This is a genomic window from Lysobacter sp. yr284 (assembly GCF_900107375.1).
Classification (GTDB): domain Bacteria; phylum Pseudomonadota; class Gammaproteobacteria; order Xanthomonadales; family Xanthomonadaceae; genus Lysobacter.
Genome location: NZ_FNPT01000006.1, coordinates 257,630 through 276,410, shown reverse-complemented (window position 1 = coordinate 276,410; position 18,781 = coordinate 257,630). Strand labels below are relative to the sequence as shown.

Genomic DNA, 18,781 nt, shown 5'->3' with positions numbered 1-18,781 from the left:
GGTGCGGTCGGGAGTCGCAGGACGATGAACATCAGGACGTGGGGCGCCGCGCTGTGCTGCGCGGTGGCGGGACTGCTCGCAACACCGAGCGCGGCCGCGCAGGCGCATCGCCTCGAAACCTCCGACATTCCCCGCTTCTGGACCGCCTACGACGCGATCCGCGCCAGCGCCGACCCCGCCGAGCAGCGCCGCATCCTGCTGCGCGACTACATCGAGCCCGGCACGCCCGGCCTGCAGGCGTTCATGCAGGCCAAGGGCTATACGCCGGAGTGCTATCTGCAGGCGATCGAGCGCTATCCGAAGTTCTGGGCCTCGATTCGCGCCGGCACCCTGGCGCTGGCGGGCAAGACCGCCGACGCCCCGCAGCGGATCGAGAAACTGCGCGCGCTGTATCCGCCGCTGCGGCCGGCGACGATCTATTTCGCCATCGGCTGCCTCAACTCCAGCGGCACCACGCTCGGCGACAAGGTGCTGATCGGCGCGGAGCTGGCCGGCGGCGGCCCCGAGGCGGATGTCTCGGAAATGGCCGACGCCCGCCGCAGCAACCTGAGCCGCTATTTCGCCACCCGCCCCAGCCTGGGCCTGCCGCTGCTGCTGGTGCACGAGTACGTGCACACCCAGCAGAAAGGCCCGGGGCCGACCCTGCTGGCGCAGGCGGTGTACGAAGGCGCGGCCGATTTCGTCGCCGAGCGCGTCGCCGGCCGGCTGCCGCCGCTGGACTACGTCGACTACGGCCCGCGCAACGAGGCCCGGCTCAAGCGCGACTTCCGCGCCGAGATGTACGCCGCCTCCTACGACAAGTGGCTCTACAACGCGCCCGACCCGCGCTACGGCGTGCGCGACCTGGGCTACTACATGGGCTATGCGATCGTGCGCGACTACTACGCGCGCGCCGCCGATCCGCAGCGCGCGCTGCGCGAGATCGTCGAGCTAGACTGCACCGACCAGGCCGCGGTGGAGGCGTTCGTGCAGCGCTCGGGCTTCTATTCCAAGGCCGAACTCGACGCCGCCGCGCGGGCCGCAGCGCCCGCGCGCTGAGCCCGCGCGCTCAGCGCCCGCCGCCGGCGCTGCACGCCGAATCGTCCAGGCGCGGGTCCAGGATCGCGAATCGCGTAGCGTCCGGCGCGGCCGCGCGCACCCGGCCCAGGCCCCAGCCCTGCCCGGGTTCGGCGGCGAACACCGCCGCATCGGCGTCGACGCCGGCGACGGCGCGGGCCTGGAACAGATGCAACCGGGCCGCCGGCACTTCGCTCGCGCGGCCGCGGCCGAGCGCGCCGAACGCGCGGCCCTCGCGCCCGCGTCCCGCCGCCGCGAACCAACCCTCGGGGCTGAAACCCAGGAAACGGCCTGGGTCGAACGCATCGACGATGCAATGCGTCCGCGCCCGCAGCCGCGCCACCCCGAGGGTGCCGCGGCCGCCGCCGTCGCGCCGCAACGATTCGGCCAGCAGCAGGATCTTGCCGCCGGGCAGGACCGCGGCGCCCTGGTAATAGTCGCCGCCGTCGACGAAGCCGAAGGGTTCGCGCACGAACCCTTCGTCGCGCGTGCCGTCGTGGTTCAGGCGCAGCAGCTCGGGCCGGCGCAGGCCCGGCCAACCGCTGCTGCCGACCACCAGGATGCGGCCGTCGGCCTGCTGCTTCAGCGCGTCGATCAGTTCGAGATAACGCAGTTGCTGGAAGGACGGATCGATACGGCCGTCGCTCAAATGGCGCACCACGGTCTGGTATTGCCCTTCGCGGGTGCCGCGTATCAGCAGCAGGCGGCCGTCGGCCTGCACCGCGAGCAAGCGTCCGCCGGGCCTGAGTTCGTCGCTGTAGGCGGCGTAACGGCCGCCGTCGCCGAAGCTCGGGTCCAGGCGGCCGTCGGGCAGATAGCGGGCCAATCCGGTGGCCGCGACGCCGCCGAGCGAACCCACCGCGACGATGCCGCCGTCGGCCTGGATCGCGACGCTATGCGCCGATGCGTTGCCGGTCGGCGACACCGCATCGAACGCGGTCAGTACCCGGCCGCCGTCGCCGAAGCCGGGGTCCAGCCGGCCGTCCTCGCCGTAGCGCAGGATCGCGAAGCGGGTGCGTTTCGGCGAGGCGCGGTAATCGACTGCCTCGCCGACCATCACCAGCTTGCCGTCCGCCTGCAACGCCGCGTCCTGCGCGCCGGATTCGGCGTAGCCGAGGTCGGCGAAGTCGGCGCGGGCGACGCCGCGGTCGCCGAAGCCCGGGTCGGGCGAGCCGTCGGCGAGCAGCCGCACCGCGACGAACGCGCCGACGCCGTAACCGGCGATCACGATGCGCCCGTCCGCGCGCACCGCCAGCGAATGGCAGACGAAGAAGCCCGCGGGATCGCCGATCCAGGTCTTGCCGCCTTCGCCGAAGCCCGGATCGGGCGTGCCGTCGGGCCGCAACCGCAACACCCGGCAGTTGCCGCCGGTCGGACTGCCGCCGGCCATGGCCGCGATCACGATCTTGCCGTCGCGCTGGACGGCGAACGCGTTGGGCTTGCCGTAATCGGCGCTGTCGTCGAGAAACAGGCCGTCGACGCCGAAGCCGCGGTCGAGCGCGCCTTCCGGCGTCGCGATTTGCGCCTGCGCGGCGGCGCCCACGGCGGACAGCATCGCCGCGCAGGCGAGCGCGAAGATGGATCGAAAACGCGAAGTCATGCGGCCTGGCATCCGGCGGCGACGCTCGCACTGCCCCTGTCCCGGACCCTGAGCGACGGCATCGGTCCGGCACCGCGGACCCTAGCACCGCCGCGGCTGCGCAAAGCGGGCCGGCGGAAGCAGTTCGCGCGCGCCGCCGCATGCGCCCGCACATCGCGAATTGCGAACTGCGAATTGCAGGCGGTTCGCAGCTCGCCGCGCGGCCACGCCAGGCCGCAGACGCCGGATCGCGCCGGCGCGATCCGCCCCGCCGGCTACGCCGCGTTGATCCGCGACTCGGCGTAGCGGTACGACAGCAGCATCCGGATCAAGGTCTCCACCTGCGCCGCGTCGCGCGCGTCCAGCCGCGCCATCGGCAGGCGGTGGCCGCGGCGGCCGAGCGCGTCGCGGAATTCGAGCAGGGCGAAGTCGTCGCTGAGGTCGGCGCGGGTCACCCCGACCGCGAACGAGGCCGCCGGCGCGATGCGGGCGAACTCGCGCAGCAGCCCGTCGGCCTGGCCAACCATGTCGGCGTCGTCGGCGGCGACCAGCACCACGATGCCGACCGCGCCTTCGCACACCAGCGGCCACATGAAGTCGAGGTAGCGCTGGCCGGGCACGCCGTAGACGTGCAGCAGTTCGCCGTCGTCCAGCTCGATGGTGCTGTAGTCCATCGCCACCGTGGTGTGGGTCTTGCCGCCCTCGCCGGCGTGGCTGACCGGCATCTCGGTGCTGATCGGCTCGCCGTCGGAGATCGCGCGGATCGCGGTGGTCTTGCCCGCGCCCATGTTGCCGACGAAGGCCAGTTTGATCAGGTCGTTCATCGCCCGCGTCCCAGGTTCAAGCCGAAGCGCCGCGCCAGCCGGCGCAACAGGCCCGGCGCCTGCGCATCGTGCGCGCGGCGCCGCTCGGGCGCGGCCGCCTCGGCGTCGGCCAGGCCGCTGGCCAGCACCGCAGCGTACATGCGTTCGAGCTCCAGCGCGGAGGTCGCGGTGGCCTGGGCCAGTTGCGGCAGCGCCCAGGGGCGTTCGAGCAGGCAACTCAACGGCAACAGCCAATGGGTGGGCAACGCGTTGGCCGACAGCAGCGGCCACGCGCGCAGGCGCAGCGGCCGGTCGGACGGCACGTCGGCGATCGGCGCGTCGTGCGACAGGGCGATGTCCCACAGCACCGATTCCAGCGGGTAGCTCGCGGTCACGTCCTGCTCGAATTCTTCGCTGTAGCGGCGCGGCGACAGCGGGGTGACGAACCAGTTCGGCGCCAGCGCCTCGGCGATCAGCGCCGGGTACGGCATGCGCCGCAGCATGTGCAGGCGCGCGCCGGCGAAGTCGACCACCAGCCGGAACAGGCCGCGCTCGAGCAGGCAGGCGCCGTCCGCGGACGCGGCCAGCAGTTGCCGCAGGAACGGCGCGTCCGCCGCGTCGATCGGCTCGGCCGCGGGCGCGAGCGCGTCGAGGCGTTCGCGCAGGCAGGCCGACAGCTCGCCGGGCTCGGCGTACAGGTCGAGCGAGCGCACCGTGTCGGGATCCCACGGCAGCCGGCCGATGCGCACCACCGGGACGCCGCTGCGCAGGGCGGTATCGACCGCCATGCGGCTGGCGCTGGTCTCGGTGCCCACCACCAGCACCTGCGCGGGCCGGCCGTCCCATTTGCGCAGTTCGACCTCGAACCGCTCGCCGGCCAGCAACTCGCCCGCGGCCTGCAGGCGGGCGTCGCGGGATTTGTCGAGGTCGATGCTGGCGACCACGTAGCGCTGCTTGAATGCCACCAGTGCCTCCTCGCCGCGGGGGCGGCGCGGCGCGGGCGTACGCGGCCGCGCCGTCGGCGCGGCCGCGCAAAGCCGGGTCATGGAAGATCGATCGCCTGCGGGCCGCACGCACGCGCGCAAGCCGCGCGCAGCCCGCCCGCGGACCCGATCGCCTGCAGTCCGATCACTTGAAATCCAGGGTCTTCTCGAACGACTTCAGCTCGTGGCGGGCCATCGCCAGGTTGGCGCGCGAGCGGTCCAGGGCGACGTACAGGAACAGGGTCGGGTTGCTGTCCAGCGGGCGGATCAGGTGGTACTGCTTGCCCAGGCTGATCAGGATGTCCTCGATGGTGTCGTTGAGGCCGAGCTGCTGGGCGACGCGGCGCTTGGCGCGGATCACTTCGGAATTGCCGGCCGCGGCCGTTTCCAGGTCCAGGCCGCCGCCGCCGGCGGTGGCCAGCGACATGCCGCTGTCGCTGTCGACCAGCGCGGCGCCGACGAAGCCGGCCAGGTTGTTGAGTTCGTCCAGTTGCAACTTCGACATCTCGTGCTCCTTGAGCGTAGGTACGGCGATGGATATCGCGGTGAGGGCGTTGCGGCCGCGCGGGCGCGGCGCCGCCCGCGCGGGGCGCGGCGGGCGGGTGGATCGGGGGACTAGCGTTCGGCCAGGACGGCGGCCTGCCGTTCGGCCAGGGCCGCGCCGATGCGCGCGGCGCAATCGCGCGCGCCGACCAGCAAGGCGGCCAGGAGCGTGTCGGGGCCGGCCATCGCCAGCAGGGTCAGCGGCTTGGCGGCGTGGATGCGGAACAGCACCAGGTTGCCGCGCGCGGTGCACACGGTGGCGTAGTCGGCCTGGCTCAGTTCGATCTCGCGCGCCAGGGTCTCGCCGAGGGTGAGGAAGGAGTTGGCCATCGCCGCGATCCGGCGGGCGTCGGCGCCGCCGTCGACGCGCTCGGCCAGGGCGCGGCCGTCGGCGGTCGACACGCACAGCGCGCGCACTCCGGGCACCCGTTCCCAGCAACGCTGCAACTCCGCCGCCAGGAATTCCTGTATCGCGCCTTCGCTGGGCGGGGCCGCATCCAGGCGGCCCAGCAACATGTCGATGGTCGTTCGCTGCATGCGAGTTCCGCTCCCCGGGGCCGCCGGCCCGCTAGAACGCCATTGGGCGCCGGGACCGGTCAAGAAATACGACTTTGGTCACACTATATCCGTTTTTTTATGTGATGTTTGTTGCAGTTTTTACAGGGTCTGTTCTATCCCCGAGGCGATTGGCTGCGGCGCAGGGCACGGCAGGGCCTGGCGGAGGCGTCGAGCGCGGCTCGCTTCGCGGGTGCGCGACGGAAAACCGGGGAGAAGGCATCGGCGCCGAAAACGCGCGGAAAGCGCGCTGGAACAGGCGCCGGCACGCGCGCCGGACCATGCGCCGGATACGCGTCGGAACACGGGTGCGACCCAACGCCGCGACCCGAACGGGCCGCACCGGGCCGGCGCGCGCCGGCCGCGCGCTCAGAAGTCGCAGGCCTCCCAGCCCGGCGGCGTGCCGTCGGTGGAGCGGCCCTTGAAGCCGGCGTCGAGGGTGTTCTGCGCCCAGGCGTCGCCTTCGGCGAGCTGGGCCGGGCTCAGGCCGGTGGCCACCGCCGCCAGTTGCCGGTCGAGCTGGTCGGCGCGGTGCGATTCCGCGCCCAGGCGGTAGAGCTTGAGATAGCGGTAGTGCTGCAGCGGATCGGCGCCGAGCAAGCCGGCGAGCAGGCTCTTGGAGCCCGGCTCGTAGGCCTGCTGCAACAGGTCGACCACGCGCCAGTCGCCGGCGGACAGCCCCGCCTCGACCAGCGCGGCGGCGGTGCCGCGGTAGGCGCGCAGGCCGTCGGGATGGCGGATCAGGCTGCGCGCGTCGTACAGCGGCCCGCGTTCCAGGTAACACGCGCGCGCCTGCTCGTCGCCGAGCCGGGCGGCCTGGGCGATGTTGGGCACCAGGCTGGCGAGCATGGCCTCGTCGACGCCGGCGCAGGCCGCCTGGTCCTGGCGCTGGGCCTGCTGGCGCAGTTCCATGGCTTCCAGCAGCGTTTGATAGGTGCGCAGTTGGGCCGCGCTCATGCCTTCGGTGGAGCGCCGGGTCAGGTCCTCGGTGGCGCCGGCGTTGCGCCATTGGGTGCTGCGCAGCCGCGCGCAGCGGTCGAGGTCGCGCACCAGCCGGGTCGCCGCGCCGGCATCGCCGGCGTTGGCGCGCGCCTGCAGTTGGGCGAAGTGGTCCTTCAGCGGCGCGCCCGGCGCCGGCAGGATGCCGCCCTTGATCGGCGTGGGCAGCGGCGCGGCGGTCGCGGCGGCATCGGCGCCGGGCTCGCCGGCGGCGATGCGCACGTGCGAGTCCGGACGCGCGGCGCCGCCGCCGGCGCCCGCGCGGCCGGCGAAATAGGCGGCGACCACCGCCGCCAGCGCCGCGGCGATGCCGGCGGCGAGCAGCAGGCGACGCCGGGCGGAGGCCGCACGCGGCGGCGAAGACGGTTCGGTGCTCATTCGGAAGGAAACACGCAGGGGTCCCACAACGGGCCGTCGGCGTCGATGCGCCGGCCGTGGAAGTTCTGGTTGAAGGTACGCGCCGCCCAGCCTTCGGCGTCGGCGAGTTGGGTCGGGCTGAGTTCGGCCGCGGCCGTCGCCAGGTCCTCGTCGGTGGCGCCCGGCTGCGCCGGCGCGCCGAGCCGGAACAGCTTGAGGTAACGATAACGCTGCGCCGCGTCCCCGCCGACCGCGGCCGCCAGCAGGCTGTCGGCGCCGGGTTCGTAGGCGCCGCGCAGTTGCTCGAGCACCCGCCAGTCGCCGTCGGCGATGCCGCGTTCGATCAGGGTGCGGGCGTTGCCGCGATACGCCGACAGGCGTTCGGGATGGTCGAGCAGGCCGGCGGCGTCGAGGCCGGGGCCGCGCGCGAGGTAGCAGGCGCGCGCGTAAGGCTCGCCGAGCAAGGCCGCCTTCTGCAGATTCGGAACGAGCGCGCCGAGCATGGCCGCGTCCACGCCTTCGCATTGCGCGCGCAGGCCGTCGAGCACGCGCTCGTTGGCCTCGGCCGCTTCGAGCGCGGCGCGCGAGCCCTGCCGCGACCGCGCAGCCGCGCCGTCGCCGCCCGCGGCCGCCATCACTTCGTCGGAATAGCGCTGCACATCGCGCTCCAGGCGCACGAACCGGCGGCATTGGCTGAGATCGCGGTACAGCCGCGTCGCGGCGCCGGCATCGCCGGCGTCGGCGCGCGCCTGCAACGCGGCGAACCCGCGCCGCAGCGGTGCGCCCGGCGGCGGCAGCGCGGCGCCAGGCGGCGCAACCGCAGCCGGCGCAAGGGTGTCGGCCGCCGCCCGTCCTTCGGCGGCGACCGGACCCGCTGCATCCTCATGCGCCGCCAGTCGTCCCTGGTGGCGGCCCATGAGGTACACGGCGACGATGGCGGCCAGAGCGAGGGCAATGGCCGCCGCGATCCGCACGCGCTTGAGCGGGACGGAGGAAGGACGGGTCATGCGTCCCATCCTTCATCCGCAACGCGTCCGGTTCGCTGTGTCGTCGCCAATGGCCCTTACTGCTCGCTGCCCAGTACGTACTGCGAAGCCGCGATCGAGGACTTGCCGTTCATGATCGCGGTGTTGGTGCCGGCGGCCGCCGGCAGGCCGACCTTGAGGTTGACCGCGCCGGAAACCAGCGCGTCGAGCACCTGGGTGATGATCGGCAGGCCCAGCGCGATATTGCCGCAACCGCCGGCCTTGGGCACGGCGAAGGCGTTGTCGACCAGGGTGTTGCCGTCCACCTGCAGGTAGCCGATGTAGTTCGGCTCGTCGGTCCACACCGTGTAGGCGTTGCCGGTGTTGCCGGAGATCGGCAGGTTCGGCGGCGGCGGCGCGGTGGTGCCGGTCTGCAGCTTGAGCACGATCGGGTCCTGCGCCGAGCCGATGTAGCAGCCGCCGCCCAGGAACGGGTTCTGCAGGTGCACGCGCACCGCCAGCCGGGCCACGGTCGGGTCGCTGCCGTCGTCCGGCGGGAACAGCGCATTGCCGAAGTTGGTCTGCACCGCCTGCACCGGTTCGATCGTGGCGCTGACGTCGTTGACCGCGCCGACGATGGCCCAGAACGCGGTCCACAGCGGGCCCGGCCAGTTCGGCGCCGGGTTGACGATGCCGAGCAGTCCGCCCGGGACCTTGCCCGGAGGCGCCTGCAGCGTCGGCGCGCCGACCGCGGCGTAGAACGGCGACGGGCCGAGGCTCTCGATGCCGCCCTGCATCACGATGGGCTTGTCGATCGGCATGGTGGTGCTGCCGATCTTGAGCGTGCCCGAGGTGGTGGTGTTGATTACGCAGCTGCCGACCGCGGGGTTGGTGTACGGGCAGAACTTGAACATCGCATACGGGCCCGACGGCGTGCCGGCGTTGGCCGACGACGCGCTGGCGAGCGTCAGCGCCGCAGCCAGTGCGGCCGTGCGAAGCGAGGTCTTGCGCATTGGGAATCCTCCTGAAAATGGGTGCGCCGGCGCGCGCCCTGCGCGATCGCGGGACAAAAAGGGGAGGAAAGCCTCCTCCCCCTTGCCGAAGTCCGTCTCGGCTCATGCCGCGTCCGGCGCATTGCCGGGCCGTCGGCCCGCGCGCGCCACGCATGAAGCGCGGCGGGCAGGCGGCCCGCGCCGGGCGCGGTTGGTGGTGCGCCGCGGACGGGTGGTCAGATCACCGTGACCGGGACGCTCGAGCTCAGGTAGTAGCCGGCCTGGGTCTGCACGCCGCACGGGCCCAGGGCGCCCTGGAACGCGAAGCGGTTGGCCGGGAACGAGGAGTCGAGCGCGCCGCTGATCGAACCCGAGCCGGTGGCGTTCGGGCAGGTCACGTTGAGCGGCAGCGGCAGGTAGATGCGGATGCCGCTGATGGTCACCCCGTACAGCGGGCCGTTGAGGGTCGGCGCGCCCGGGAACGGCGGGTTGGAACCGGTGTAGACGGTGTCGGGCACCATCGCCCACGGCAGGTTCTGGGCGACGATCTTGGTGCAGGCCGAGGAACCGGCGAAGGTCGCCGCGCTGACCTTGGCGTTGCCGTTGACCACGTCGACCACGAAGGTCGCCTGGTCGCACGGCAGCTGCAGCTGCAGGTAGCTGGCGGTGGTGCGGCCGGTGAAGGTCACCTGGCCGTTGTTGACCCACGAGGTGCCGTTCCAGAGCAGGAAGGTGCCCGGCGCGGCCGCGGCGGTGGTCGCGCCGCAGATGGCGGCGGCCGAAACCAGGGCCAGGATCGAATACTTGAGCTTGGACATTGCGTTGTCTCCTGTGAGGCGTCGAGGTAAGCGGGCGTGCGGGCCCGCATGGACTGTCACGGATGAAGCGGCGCCGTGGCTGCGCTGCCTGGGAGCTGCGGTGCCTGTCTGCAGCGTTTCAGGCGACTGCGTCGCCGCCGGCCCGCCGGAGCGGGCGGCGGCGCTGGATCAGAAGAAGCCCTTGCTCACCGTCAAACCGATGATGCGCGGGTCCTGGATGAACACGTTGCTGGTCAGGCCGGTGTCGTCGCTGTTGAGGAAGGTGCCGGTGATCGCCTTGCCGCCGAGCGCGTTCTTGACGTACAGCTGCACCGCCAGATCGCTTTCGATGTCGCGCCAGGTGACCGACACGTTGACGTTGCCCCAGTCGCTGAGGCGGTCGATCTTGTCTTGGTAGATGCGCGCCCAGCTCGGCCCCTGGTAGTACAGGTCCGCGCGCACGGTGAAGTCGCCATGGCCGGTCATGAAGGTGTATTGCGGGCTCAGGCTGGCGGTGATGTGCGGCGCGTTGGGCAGCTCGTTGCCGCCGACGTTCTTGGCGAAGCCGGCGCCGCCGTTGGGCGCGTCCTTGGCCGGGTCGTAGGTGAAGCCGAACACGCCGTCGTAGGGGCCGCCCGCCGAGAACCCGGCGCCGTTGAGCGGCAGGTTGGTCGAGCAGAAGCTGTTGAGCACGTTGGCGGCGTTGTTGAACGGCGCCGAAAGCTGGTACTGCGCCTTGAGCACCGCCTCCACCAGTTCCTTCGGCGCGACGCAGTTCGAGGCCAGCTGCAGCCACGGCTTGACCACGACCCAGTCGGCGTTGCCGGCGGTGCGGTCCATCACGTCGATGGAGTACTGGTTGGAGCCGACGCGGGTGCGCAGCAGGCCGACGTTGCCGCTGAGCTGGAACGCCTCGGTCGGCCGCCACACCGCTTCGAGTTCGGCGCCCCAGGTCTTGGCGTCGAAGTTCTCGTTGAGGGTGGCGCGGTCCTGGATCTGCGAGACCTGGTAGTCCTTGTAGTCGTTGTAGAACACCGTGCCGTTGAGGACGAACTTGCCCCCGGCCATGACGTTCTTCATGCCCAGCTCGAAGGCGTTGACGAACTCGGGCTTGAACTCGGGATCGCGCTGCTCGAAGCTCAGCGCGGCCGGGTTGGCGCCGATGCCGGGCGAGTTGGTGCCGCCGGCCTTGTAGCCGCGCGAGGCGGAGGCATAGAACATCGTGCTGTCGGTCCACGACAGGTCCGGCGACCAGTCCAGCACCAGCCGGCCGGTCGGCTCGTTCCAGGTCTGGCGGATATTCGCCAGCGCCGGATAGCCGGCGCCCACGTAGCCGCCGAACAGCTGCGGCACGCCGGCGGTGCCGGTGGAATCGGCCAGCAGGGTCTGGGTCGGATACGGCGTGGTGATCTTGCGGTCGTTGGTGAAGCGCACGCCGGCGGTCAGGCGCAGGTTGTCGCGCAGCTGGAAGTAGCCTTCGCCGAAGATCGCCGCGGACTTGGTCTCGGCGAGGTTGCGGCTGCGGAAGTAGTTGTGGCCCTGGCCGTTGATCGAGCCCAGCGGATTGGGATCGATGTACACGCAGGGCACGGTCTCGCCGAAGTTCGGGTCCACGCGCGTGCCCGAGGGCGAGCACGCGCCCGGACGGGTGCCGGCGCCGTTGCCGTTGAAGAACAGGTCCGCCAGCGCGGTGAAGCCGTTGCTGAAGACGTAGTAGCTCTCGTCGACCTTGTACTCCAGGTAGTTGGCGCCGACGCTGAAGTTGAACGGGCCGTCGTACGAGGACTGCAGGCGGAACTCCTGCGACCACTGCTTGCTGTAGGAATCGACCACGTCGACGATCAGCAGGCGGTCCGAGCAACCCAGCTGCGGATCGCAGTACTTGCCGTCGGGGAACGCGTTGTAGGCGGGCTCCGGACCGTTCGGGCCGAACACCGACACGCCGCTGTTGGTGTTGGTGAAGATCGGGTTGGACTGGAACCGGCCGTAGTCCTGGGTCGAGTAGTACTTGTCGCGGGTGTACAGGGTCTGCGAGACGAAGCGCAGGTGGTCGCCGACGTCCGAGCTCAGGTTGAACTGGAAGATGTCGTTCTTGGCTTCGAACTTGGGATCGTAGGTGGTGGCGATCTTGCGCAGATCGTGCGACTGGGTCACGCCCTCGTAGGGATTGGTGCCGGGCTTGATGATCGAGACGGTGTCGATGAAGTTGCCGTTCGGATCGAGCAGGTAGCCGATCGCCGTGCTCTGCGCGCCGAGCACGAACGGGATGCTGGCGCCGTTGGGCACGCCGAACGCGCTGTCGCCGTACAGCGAGCCGTCCTGGCAGCCCTGGCTCATGTAGTTGCGGTCGATCCGCGAGACCGTGGTCGAGCCGATCGTGACCGGGCCGGGATCGTTGTTGCACAGCTGCTTGCCGGTGCGCGCGCGGCGGTCGTCTTCCTGGAAGTGCTCCCACACCAGGCTGGCGTCGAACTTCTCGCTGGGCTTGAACGCGAACGACATCCGGGTGGACAGCAGGTCGCGGTCGTTGACGTCGCGGCCGGTCACCTCGTTGTGGTCGAAGCCGTCGCGCTTGGTGTACTGGCCGGCCAGGCGGAAGGCGAAGCTGTCGGTCAGCGGCACGTTGACCATGCCGGTGACGCGCGCGGTGCTGTAGTTGCCGACCTCGCCCTTGACGTTGGCCTCGTAGCCGTCGGTGCTGGCCAGGCTGGGAATCATGTTGACCACGCCGGCGGTCGCGTTGCGGCCGTACAGCGTGCCCTGCGGGCCGCGCAGCACTTCGACCCGCTCGACGTCGAAGTATTCCTGCTCGAACAGGCGGTTGCGGATCAGCGGGGTGCTGTTGAAGCTCACCGCCACCGCCGGGTCGGTGGTCACCGACAGCGCCTGGGTGCCGATGCCGCGGATCTGGAAGTTGTAGCTGGCGAAGTTGGTCTTGGAGAAGGTGACGTTGGGCGTGGCGGTGACCAGGTCGCCGCCGGTCTCGATCTTGCGGTCGCCCAGGTCCTTGCCGCCGAACGCGCTGATCGCGATCGGCACCTTCTGGATGTTCTCGACCTTCTTCTGCGCGGTCACCACGATGGTGTCGAGCGTGGTCGCGTTGGGATTCCTAGCGGGGCTTGCGGTCGCTACCGGCGCCTGTTGGTCGTCTTGCGCTTGCGGGGAGGCCGCCGCCGGCTCCATCTCGGCGACCTCCGGTGCGTTTCCCTGTTTCTCCCCGGCGGACGGCGCGGCGGCCGCGCCCTCCGCGGCGGCGCCGCCGGCGGCGGTGTTGCTGATCAAGATCGCGCCGGAGGCGTTGGTGGCGTAACCCAGGCCGGTGCCGTCGAGCAGTTCCTCCAGCGCCTGGCGGTTGCTCTTCTCGCCGCGCACCGCGCGCGCGGTCTTGCCCGCGGCCAGCTCCGGCGCGTACAGCAATTGCGTCCCGCTCTGGCGCGCGTACTCGGACAGGGCGGTGTCCAGCCGCTGCTGCGGGATGTCGAAGCGCGCGTTCGCCGCGGAACGCTCGCCGGCATAGGCGGCCAGGCACGGCAGCAGCGCGAGGAACAACACGCCCCGCCGCGATGCGCTCAGCAACGACTGTTTCCGGTCTCGCAATTGCATTCGTTACTCCCCTCGTTCGGTGGGCCCGCCGCGTGTGCCCGCGGTCTGGTTACCTAGGTACAGACGCGCGCCCGCGACAAACCCGAACCTCGCGGCGCGATTTAATTTCGTCGCGCATCTTGTTGTACCGACGAGTTTTGTTTTGCGCCGCAACACCGCGCTGCGCGACGGACGCGCGCGCGCCTGCGCGCCGATGCGGCGCGCAGACGGACGGATGCGGGTGTCGGCCCAGGCGGGCGCGACGGACTCGCGCGCCTCAACCGCGCAGCGGCGCGCGCGGCTTGAGCACGATGTCGTCGTTGTCGAGCGTGTCGCGCTCGATCGGGAAGTAGTCGGTCAGCGCTTCGACGAAGGTGCCGGTGTCGCCGGTGTTGAACGCGCCGCTGATCTTGAGCGAGGCGAGGGTGGCGTCGGCGAGCACGATCTTGCGCTGCGAGTAGCGGTTGATCTCGGCCACCGCGTCGCCCAGGCGCTCGTTCTCGAACACGATCTGGCCGTTGCGCCAGCTCACCACCCGGCGCACGTCGGCCGCGCGCACCTGCGGCGCGGCCTTGGCCAGGGCGACGAACTGCTCGCCGGGGCGCAGCTCGGCCAGCGGCGTGGCGACGGCGGCCGGGCGGGCGCTGGCGACGGCCGCGGGCTTGGCGGTCCGGGTCACGGTGACCCGGCCTTCGAGCAAGGTCACCTCGAACGCGCGCGGCGACAGATAGACGTCGAACTCGGTGCCCAGCGCGGTGACCTGGCGGCCGCCGGCGCTGACCACGAACGGGCGGCTGCGGTCCTTGGCGACCTTGAACAAGGCCTGGCCGCGCTCCAGCGTCACCGCGCGCAGGCCGTCGCGGTAATGGGTGCTGACCCGGCTGTCGGTGTTGAGGGTGATGACCGAGCCGTCGGCCAGGGTGAAACTCTCGCGCTGGCCGACGCCGGTGCGGTAGACGTTGCCGGCCAGCGCGTCGCGCGCGTCGCCGACCATGCGCCAGGAATTGCCCAGGTTCAGGCCGAGCGCGCCAAGCAGGCCGGCCACGGTCAGCGAGGCCGCCATCGCCCAGTTGCGCCGGCGGCTGCGCCGCGCCTGGCCCTGCCGCGCGACCCGGCCCAGGGTCTCGCTGCGCAGCGATTGCAGCTCCGGCTCGTCGGCGAGCAGGTCGGCCAGCCGCCGCGCCGCCTCGGCGCGCGCGTAGGCCTCGGCGTGGCCGGGCGACTGCGCCTGCCAGGCCTGGAACGCTTCGCGCATCGTCGAATCGTCGCGCTCGCGCAGGATCTCGCTCCAGCGCGCCGCGTCCTCGTCGATGCTCCGCGACCCGGGTTCCGCCGACCCGTCCCGCACCAGCGCGATTTTGCATTTCATCGGGTGTGACCTCTCAGCAAGCTCCGGCCGACGCACGCGGGTACCGCCGCGCCGCCGATGTTCCGATCCGTGACGACCCGCTCAGGCCGAACGCGTTCGGACGCACAGGTTGCGCCCGCCCTCGCGGGCGCCGCGGACCCTTCAGTCCTGTACTCCCATTCCATCGACGATGCCTCCCAACTGCGCCAGCGCCTTGGCCATGTGCTTCTCGGCCGCGCGCACGGAGATGGCCATCATCGCCGCGATTTCCGCGTATTTCTTCTTCTCCATGACCCGCAGCACGAACACGTCGCGGGTGCGCTCCGGCAGCGCCCGCAGCACCTGGGTCACCAGTTGCACCTGCTCCTTACCCAGTAAGACGCGCTCGGGCGAAATATCCGTAGCCGGATCGTGCACTTCGACGTCGAAGGACTCGTGCGCGTCCTGGTTGCGGGCGCGCCGGCGCCGGCCCCAGTCGCGCAGGGTGTTGGCGGCGACCTGGAACACGTACTGCTCGACGTGCTCGATCGGCCCGCCGCGGGCGCGCCGGATCAGGTGCAGGAACACCTCCTGGGTCAGGTCCTCGACCTCGGCCGCGTCCTTGACCCGCTTGGAGAAGAAGCCGCGCAGGGGCAGGCGGTAGCGCAACGAGACGTTGTTCCACTGGCTGGCGCCGTCCTCGCCGTATTCGGCGAGCGACGCGGACTCGTGCGGCCATGACGCCGGATCGGTCATTGCTGTGTCCTTCCCATGCCCAATGGAACCCATACCCAATGGAATGGCGCCGGCGCCGACGGCCGCGCCGCGACGCCCGAACGGGCGCCGCGCCCGCAGCCGCGGACGACGGTTCCGATAGCGCACTTGCCCGCGCCGCGCGTTCGGCCGCCCCAGCCCGGCCCTAGACGGGCCGCGGCTGCGGCCGCGCTCGCGCTGCGACGCCCCCCGACGGTGCTGCGGATCCACGCATCCTCACACCCCCACCACCTTTTCCGCCCACAGCGGCAGGATCCCGCGCGGCTTGCGCCGCGCGGCCGGCTCGCCGTCGGCGCGCAGCGTCGCATCGGCCGCCTGCGCCGCCGCCGGCGCCAGGCCCATCACCTGCTCGACCTGGCGCACCTGGGCCAGATTGTCGAACGGCGTGGTCAGCAGCGGCGAGACGAAGGCGACCAGCCGGCCCAGCATCAGCGAATCGCTGACCGCCTCGCCGACGCAGATCGCCGCGATCAACTCGTCCATGTTTTCGCCGGCCAGCACGCCCGACAACGCCTTCAGGGCGAAGTGCAGGCGGGTGCCCAGCTCGTTGCGCGACTGGTGGGGCAGCGCGCGCGCGAAGGCTTCGAAGAAGCGTTCGTAGATAGGCTGGTAATGCTCGTACAGGAAGCCGCGCACGAACGGCGAAGGATCGCTGTAGACGCGCCCGAGCAGGCGCATGAAGGAAATGCCGCCGGCGCTGTCGCGGCTGAGCCGCACCGCCGGCACGAACAGGATGCCCAGCACCGTGGGCGCGTCCAGCGTGGCCGCGCCGAAGCGCTCCTCGCACAGCGACAGCAGCTGCAGGCGTTCTTCGTTGAGCCGGTCCAGGCGCGAGGACAGCAGCTCCTGCACCAGCGCTTCCTTGCTGCCGAAGTGGTAGTTCACCGCGGCCAGGTTGACCTTGGCCTCGCTGGTGATCTGGCGCAGCAGCATGCCTTCGTAGCCGTGGCGGATGAACAACGCTTCGGCGGCCTCGAGCAGGCGCCGGCGGGTATCGCTCGAGTTGGCTCGGGGATTGTTCAAGGCCGATGTCCCAACACGGCTCCGCCTGGCGACTCGAAGGTTTGCTCCAACTCGCGGATTGAATACCGGAATTGAAACGGCTGTTAGCCTAAGCAGGCGAATTTACCCTCTGCACGCTGCAACGCAATATGCCGGTCGGATGAATGCGCGGCCGCGGCCGCCCTGGGGGCGGCGGCGCCCGCTAAGGGATTGATTCAATAGCGCATTGGGCGACGGCGCGAACGCCTGTGCTTGTCCGCGCGCAAACCGGGCGCGGCCGCCCGCGCAGCACCCCAACGCGCAGATGTGACCGCCGTTGGAAAATTTCGGCGAACCCCGGCGCGTCGGGTTCGCGTAGGCTGCAGCCACTTCGTCCCCCGTAGCGCCATGGCCCGTACGCCGTCCCTGCCCGTTCGCCTGCTCCTGTCCGTCCTGGGCGCGTTCGCCGGCGCCGCCGGCGCGGCATCGCCGCCCATCCTGGCCGACGTGCAGGGCGTGTGGTGGCGCGATTGCGACCAGCCCGCGGCCGAGTTCGGCATCGACGGCGAGGCGTTCTACGGCGACTTCGAAGGCCGCTTCCGCGCCCGGGTCGAACGCGGGGGGCTGCGGGTCGACGCGCTCGACAGCGACGCGCCGGCGCGGGCCTGGCGCATCGTCGCGGCGACGCCGGCGCGGCTGGTGTTGCGTGCGCGGCCGGCCGGCGCGGCGCCGGCAGCGGACTGGACCTTGCACAGATGCCCCGAGGCGGCGCCCGCGTTGGCCCGCTGAACCCGGCGGCTCGCGAGTCCAGCGCCTCGCCGCGGCTCCGCATGGCCGCGCCGCTCGCGCCGCGCACCGGCGCGACCGCGCCGGCGCACGCTTACACCGGCGTCAGCCGCACCCGCCCGACCCGGCGCCGCTCCAGGCTCAGCGCTTCGAGTTCCCAGCCGCCGCTGCGCACGCGCTCGCCGACCGCCGGCAGGCGTTCGAGCAGGTGCAGGAACAGCCCGGCGAGGCTGACGTAGGACGCCTGCCGTTCCAGCGCGATGCCGGTGGCGCGGAACAGGTCCTCCAGCGACAGCGAGGCGTCGACGATCCAGGCGCCGTCCTCGCCGCGCTCGATGCCGAAGTCGGCGTCGCGGGTGTCGACCAGGTCGCCGGCGATCGCCGCGAGCAGGTCGTTGGCGGTGACCAAACCCTCGACCCCGCCGTATTCGTTGACCACCACCGCCAGCGCGATGGGGTGCTCGCGGATGCGCTCCAGCGCGCGCAGCGCGGTGCTCGACTCGGGCAGGGTCAGCGGCTCGCGCAGGTGCTCGGCCAGCGCCAGCGGGCGGCCCTCCAGCACCCCGGCGAGCAGGTCGCGGCTGGCGACCACGCCCTGCAGCCGGTCGAGTTCGCCGTCGCACACCAGCAGGCGCGTGTGCGGCGTGGCGATCAGCCGTTGCGCGGCGTGCTCCGGCCCGCGCCGCGCGTCGATCCACTGGATGTCGGCGCGCACCGTCATGACGCTGGCGACCGAGCGCTCGGCCAGGGTCAGCACGCTGCGGATCATGTCGTGCTCGGCCGCTTCCAGGCCCGGTTCGGCCGCGGCCGCATCGTCGCCGCCACGGTCGGCGCGCGCCGGCTCGCCGCTGGGCCGCACCCCGAGCAGGCGGGTCACCGCTTCGGCGGTGCGCTGGCGGAACGGCAGCCGGCGCGCGTGCCGTTCGCGGTTGACCCGCGACCACTGGTTGAAGCTCTCGATCAGGATCGAGAACGCGATCGCCGCGTACAGGTAGCCCTTGGGAATCTTGAAGCCCAGGCCCTCGGCGACCAGGCTGAAACCGATCATCAGCAAGAAGCCCAGGCACAGCACCACCACGGTCGGGTGGCGGCCGACGAAGCGGGTCAGCGGCTTGCTCGCCAGCAGCATCACCGCCATCGCGATGATCACCGCGGCGAACATCACCCCCAGTTCGTCGACCATGCCGACCGCGGTGATCACCGAGTCGAGCGAGAACACCGCATCGAGCACCACGATCTGCAGCACCACCAGCCCGAACGCGGCGTGGACCTTGCCGCCGGCGCCCTCGTCGGCCGGCGGTTCCAGGCGTTCGTGCAGTTCCATCGTCGCCTTGAACAGCAAGAACAGGCCGCCGCCGAGCAGGATCAGGTCGCGGCCGGAGAACGCGTGGCCGAACAGCGAGAACAGCGGCGCGGTCAGGCGCATGATCCACGACAGCGCCGCCAGCAGGATCAGGCGCATGCCCAGCGCCAGGCTCAGGCCGATCAGGCGCGCCTTGTCGCGCTGATGCGGCGGCAGCTTGTCGGCGAGGATGGCGATGAAGACCAGGTTGTCGATGCCGAGGACGATCTCCAGCACCACCAGGGTCGCCAGACCCATCCAGATGGTCGGGTCGGAAAGCCATTCCATAAGGGACACGCGCGCCGCAGCGAAAGGAAGCCCGATTCTGGCACGGGCCGTCGTTGCTTCGCGCTCACAGAC

General features: G+C 71.3%; 16 protein-coding genes. 2 read left to right on the top strand and 14 right to left on the bottom strand.

Features of this window, described 5'->3' with window-relative positions; genetic code table 11:
- The first annotated feature begins 24 nt into the window (after window positions 1–24).
- Window positions 25–1,038 carry a DUF2268 domain-containing putative Zn-dependent protease gene (locus BLV01_RS12670; RefSeq protein ID WP_091799782.1) on the top strand — a complete coding sequence of 338 codons (1,014 nt, stop codon included), beginning with the start codon at window positions 25–27 and terminating at the stop codon, window positions 1,036–1,038.
- Between the two features lie 10 nt (window positions 1,039–1,048).
- Here BLV01_RS12670 and BLV01_RS12665 read toward each other — a convergent pair whose 3' ends face one another.
- The 13 genes from BLV01_RS12665 to BLV01_RS12605 all read right to left on the bottom strand — a co-directional run bounded on the left by BLV01_RS12665 (window position 1,049) and on the right by BLV01_RS12605 (window position 16,335).
- Window positions 1,049–2,656, bottom strand: coding sequence for a hypothetical protein (locus BLV01_RS12665; protein WP_175485912.1), 1,608 nt, complete (start codon window positions 2,654–2,656; stop codon window positions 1,049–1,051).
- Window positions 2,657–2,910: 254 nt separating this feature from the next.
- The gene (locus BLV01_RS12660; RefSeq protein ID WP_091799776.1) at window positions 2,911–3,459 is read right to left on the bottom strand and encodes a GTP-binding protein; all 549 of its coding nucleotides are present in this window, start codon (window positions 3,457–3,459) and stop codon (window positions 2,911–2,913) included.
- On the bottom strand, window positions 3,456–4,403 hold the full coding sequence (locus BLV01_RS12655; protein WP_139178664.1) for a hypothetical protein: 948 nt from the start codon (window positions 4,401–4,403) through the stop codon (window positions 3,456–3,458). Before BLV01_RS12655 ends, BLV01_RS12660 begins: the two co-directional genes overlap by 4 nt.
- 163 nt (window positions 4,404–4,566) lie before the next feature.
- Window positions 4,567–4,926 (bottom strand): roadblock/LC7 domain-containing protein, encoded by a 360-nt coding sequence (locus BLV01_RS12650; RefSeq protein ID WP_091799768.1) that lies wholly within the window; start codon window positions 4,924–4,926, stop codon window positions 4,567–4,569.
- A 110-nt stretch (window positions 4,927–5,036) separates the two neighbouring features.
- Window positions 5,037–5,501, bottom strand: a complete 465-nt coding sequence (locus BLV01_RS12645) for a roadblock/LC7 domain-containing protein (RefSeq protein WP_139178663.1) — start codon at window positions 5,499–5,501, stop codon at window positions 5,037–5,039.
- A gap of 387 nt (window positions 5,502–5,888) precedes the next feature.
- Window positions 5,889–6,896 carry a hypothetical protein gene (locus BLV01_RS12640; RefSeq protein ID WP_091799762.1) on the bottom strand — a complete coding sequence of 336 codons (1,008 nt, stop codon included), beginning with the start codon at window positions 6,894–6,896 and terminating at the stop codon, window positions 5,889–5,891.
- Window positions 6,893–7,882 (bottom strand): hypothetical protein, encoded by a 990-nt coding sequence (locus BLV01_RS12635; RefSeq protein ID WP_091799759.1) that lies wholly within the window; start codon window positions 7,880–7,882, stop codon window positions 6,893–6,895. The genes BLV01_RS12640 and BLV01_RS12635 overlap by 4 nt, the downstream gene beginning before the upstream one ends.
- 56 nt (window positions 7,883–7,938) lie before the next feature.
- Window positions 7,939–8,853, bottom strand: coding sequence for a hypothetical protein (locus BLV01_RS12630; RefSeq protein WP_217633503.1), 915 nt, complete (start codon window positions 8,851–8,853; stop codon window positions 7,939–7,941).
- A 215-nt stretch (window positions 8,854–9,068) separates the two neighbouring features.
- Entirely contained in the window at window positions 9,069–9,650 is a 582-nt protein-coding gene (locus BLV01_RS12625; protein WP_091799756.1) for a hypothetical protein, read from the bottom strand.
- A 168-nt stretch (window positions 9,651–9,818) separates the two neighbouring features.
- Window positions 9,819–13,232, bottom strand: coding sequence for a TonB-dependent receptor (locus BLV01_RS12620; RefSeq protein WP_217633502.1), 3,414 nt, complete (start codon window positions 13,230–13,232; stop codon window positions 9,819–9,821).
- A 256-nt stretch (window positions 13,233–13,488) separates the two neighbouring features.
- A complete protein-coding gene (locus tag BLV01_RS12615; protein WP_091799753.1) occupies window positions 13,489–14,580 on the bottom strand; it encodes a FecR family protein in 1,092 nt (363 codons plus the stop codon).
- 141 nt (window positions 14,581–14,721) lie between these two features.
- Window positions 14,722–15,294 (bottom strand): RNA polymerase sigma factor, encoded by a 573-nt coding sequence (locus BLV01_RS12610; protein WP_123645490.1) that lies wholly within the window; start codon window positions 15,292–15,294, stop codon window positions 14,722–14,724.
- Window positions 15,295–15,528: 234 nt separating this feature from the next.
- Window positions 15,529–16,335 carry a TetR/AcrR family transcriptional regulator gene (locus BLV01_RS12605; protein WP_091799748.1) on the bottom strand — a complete coding sequence of 269 codons (807 nt, stop codon included), beginning with the start codon at window positions 16,333–16,335 and terminating at the stop codon, window positions 15,529–15,531.
- Between the two features lie 366 nt (window positions 16,336–16,701).
- Here BLV01_RS12605 and BLV01_RS12600 point away from each other — a divergent pair, with 366 nt between their 5' ends.
- Window positions 16,702–17,082, top strand: coding sequence for a hypothetical protein (locus BLV01_RS12600; RefSeq protein ID WP_091799745.1), 381 nt, complete (start codon window positions 16,702–16,704; stop codon window positions 17,080–17,082).
- Window positions 17,083–17,173: 91 nt separating this feature from the next.
- Here BLV01_RS12600 and BLV01_RS12595 read toward each other — a convergent pair whose 3' ends face one another.
- Complete coding sequence (locus tag BLV01_RS12595; protein WP_091799742.1) at window positions 17,174–18,709, bottom strand: TerC family protein; 1,536 nt, start codon at window positions 18,707–18,709, stop codon at window positions 17,174–17,176.
- Window positions 18,710–18,781 lie beyond the last annotated feature (72 nt).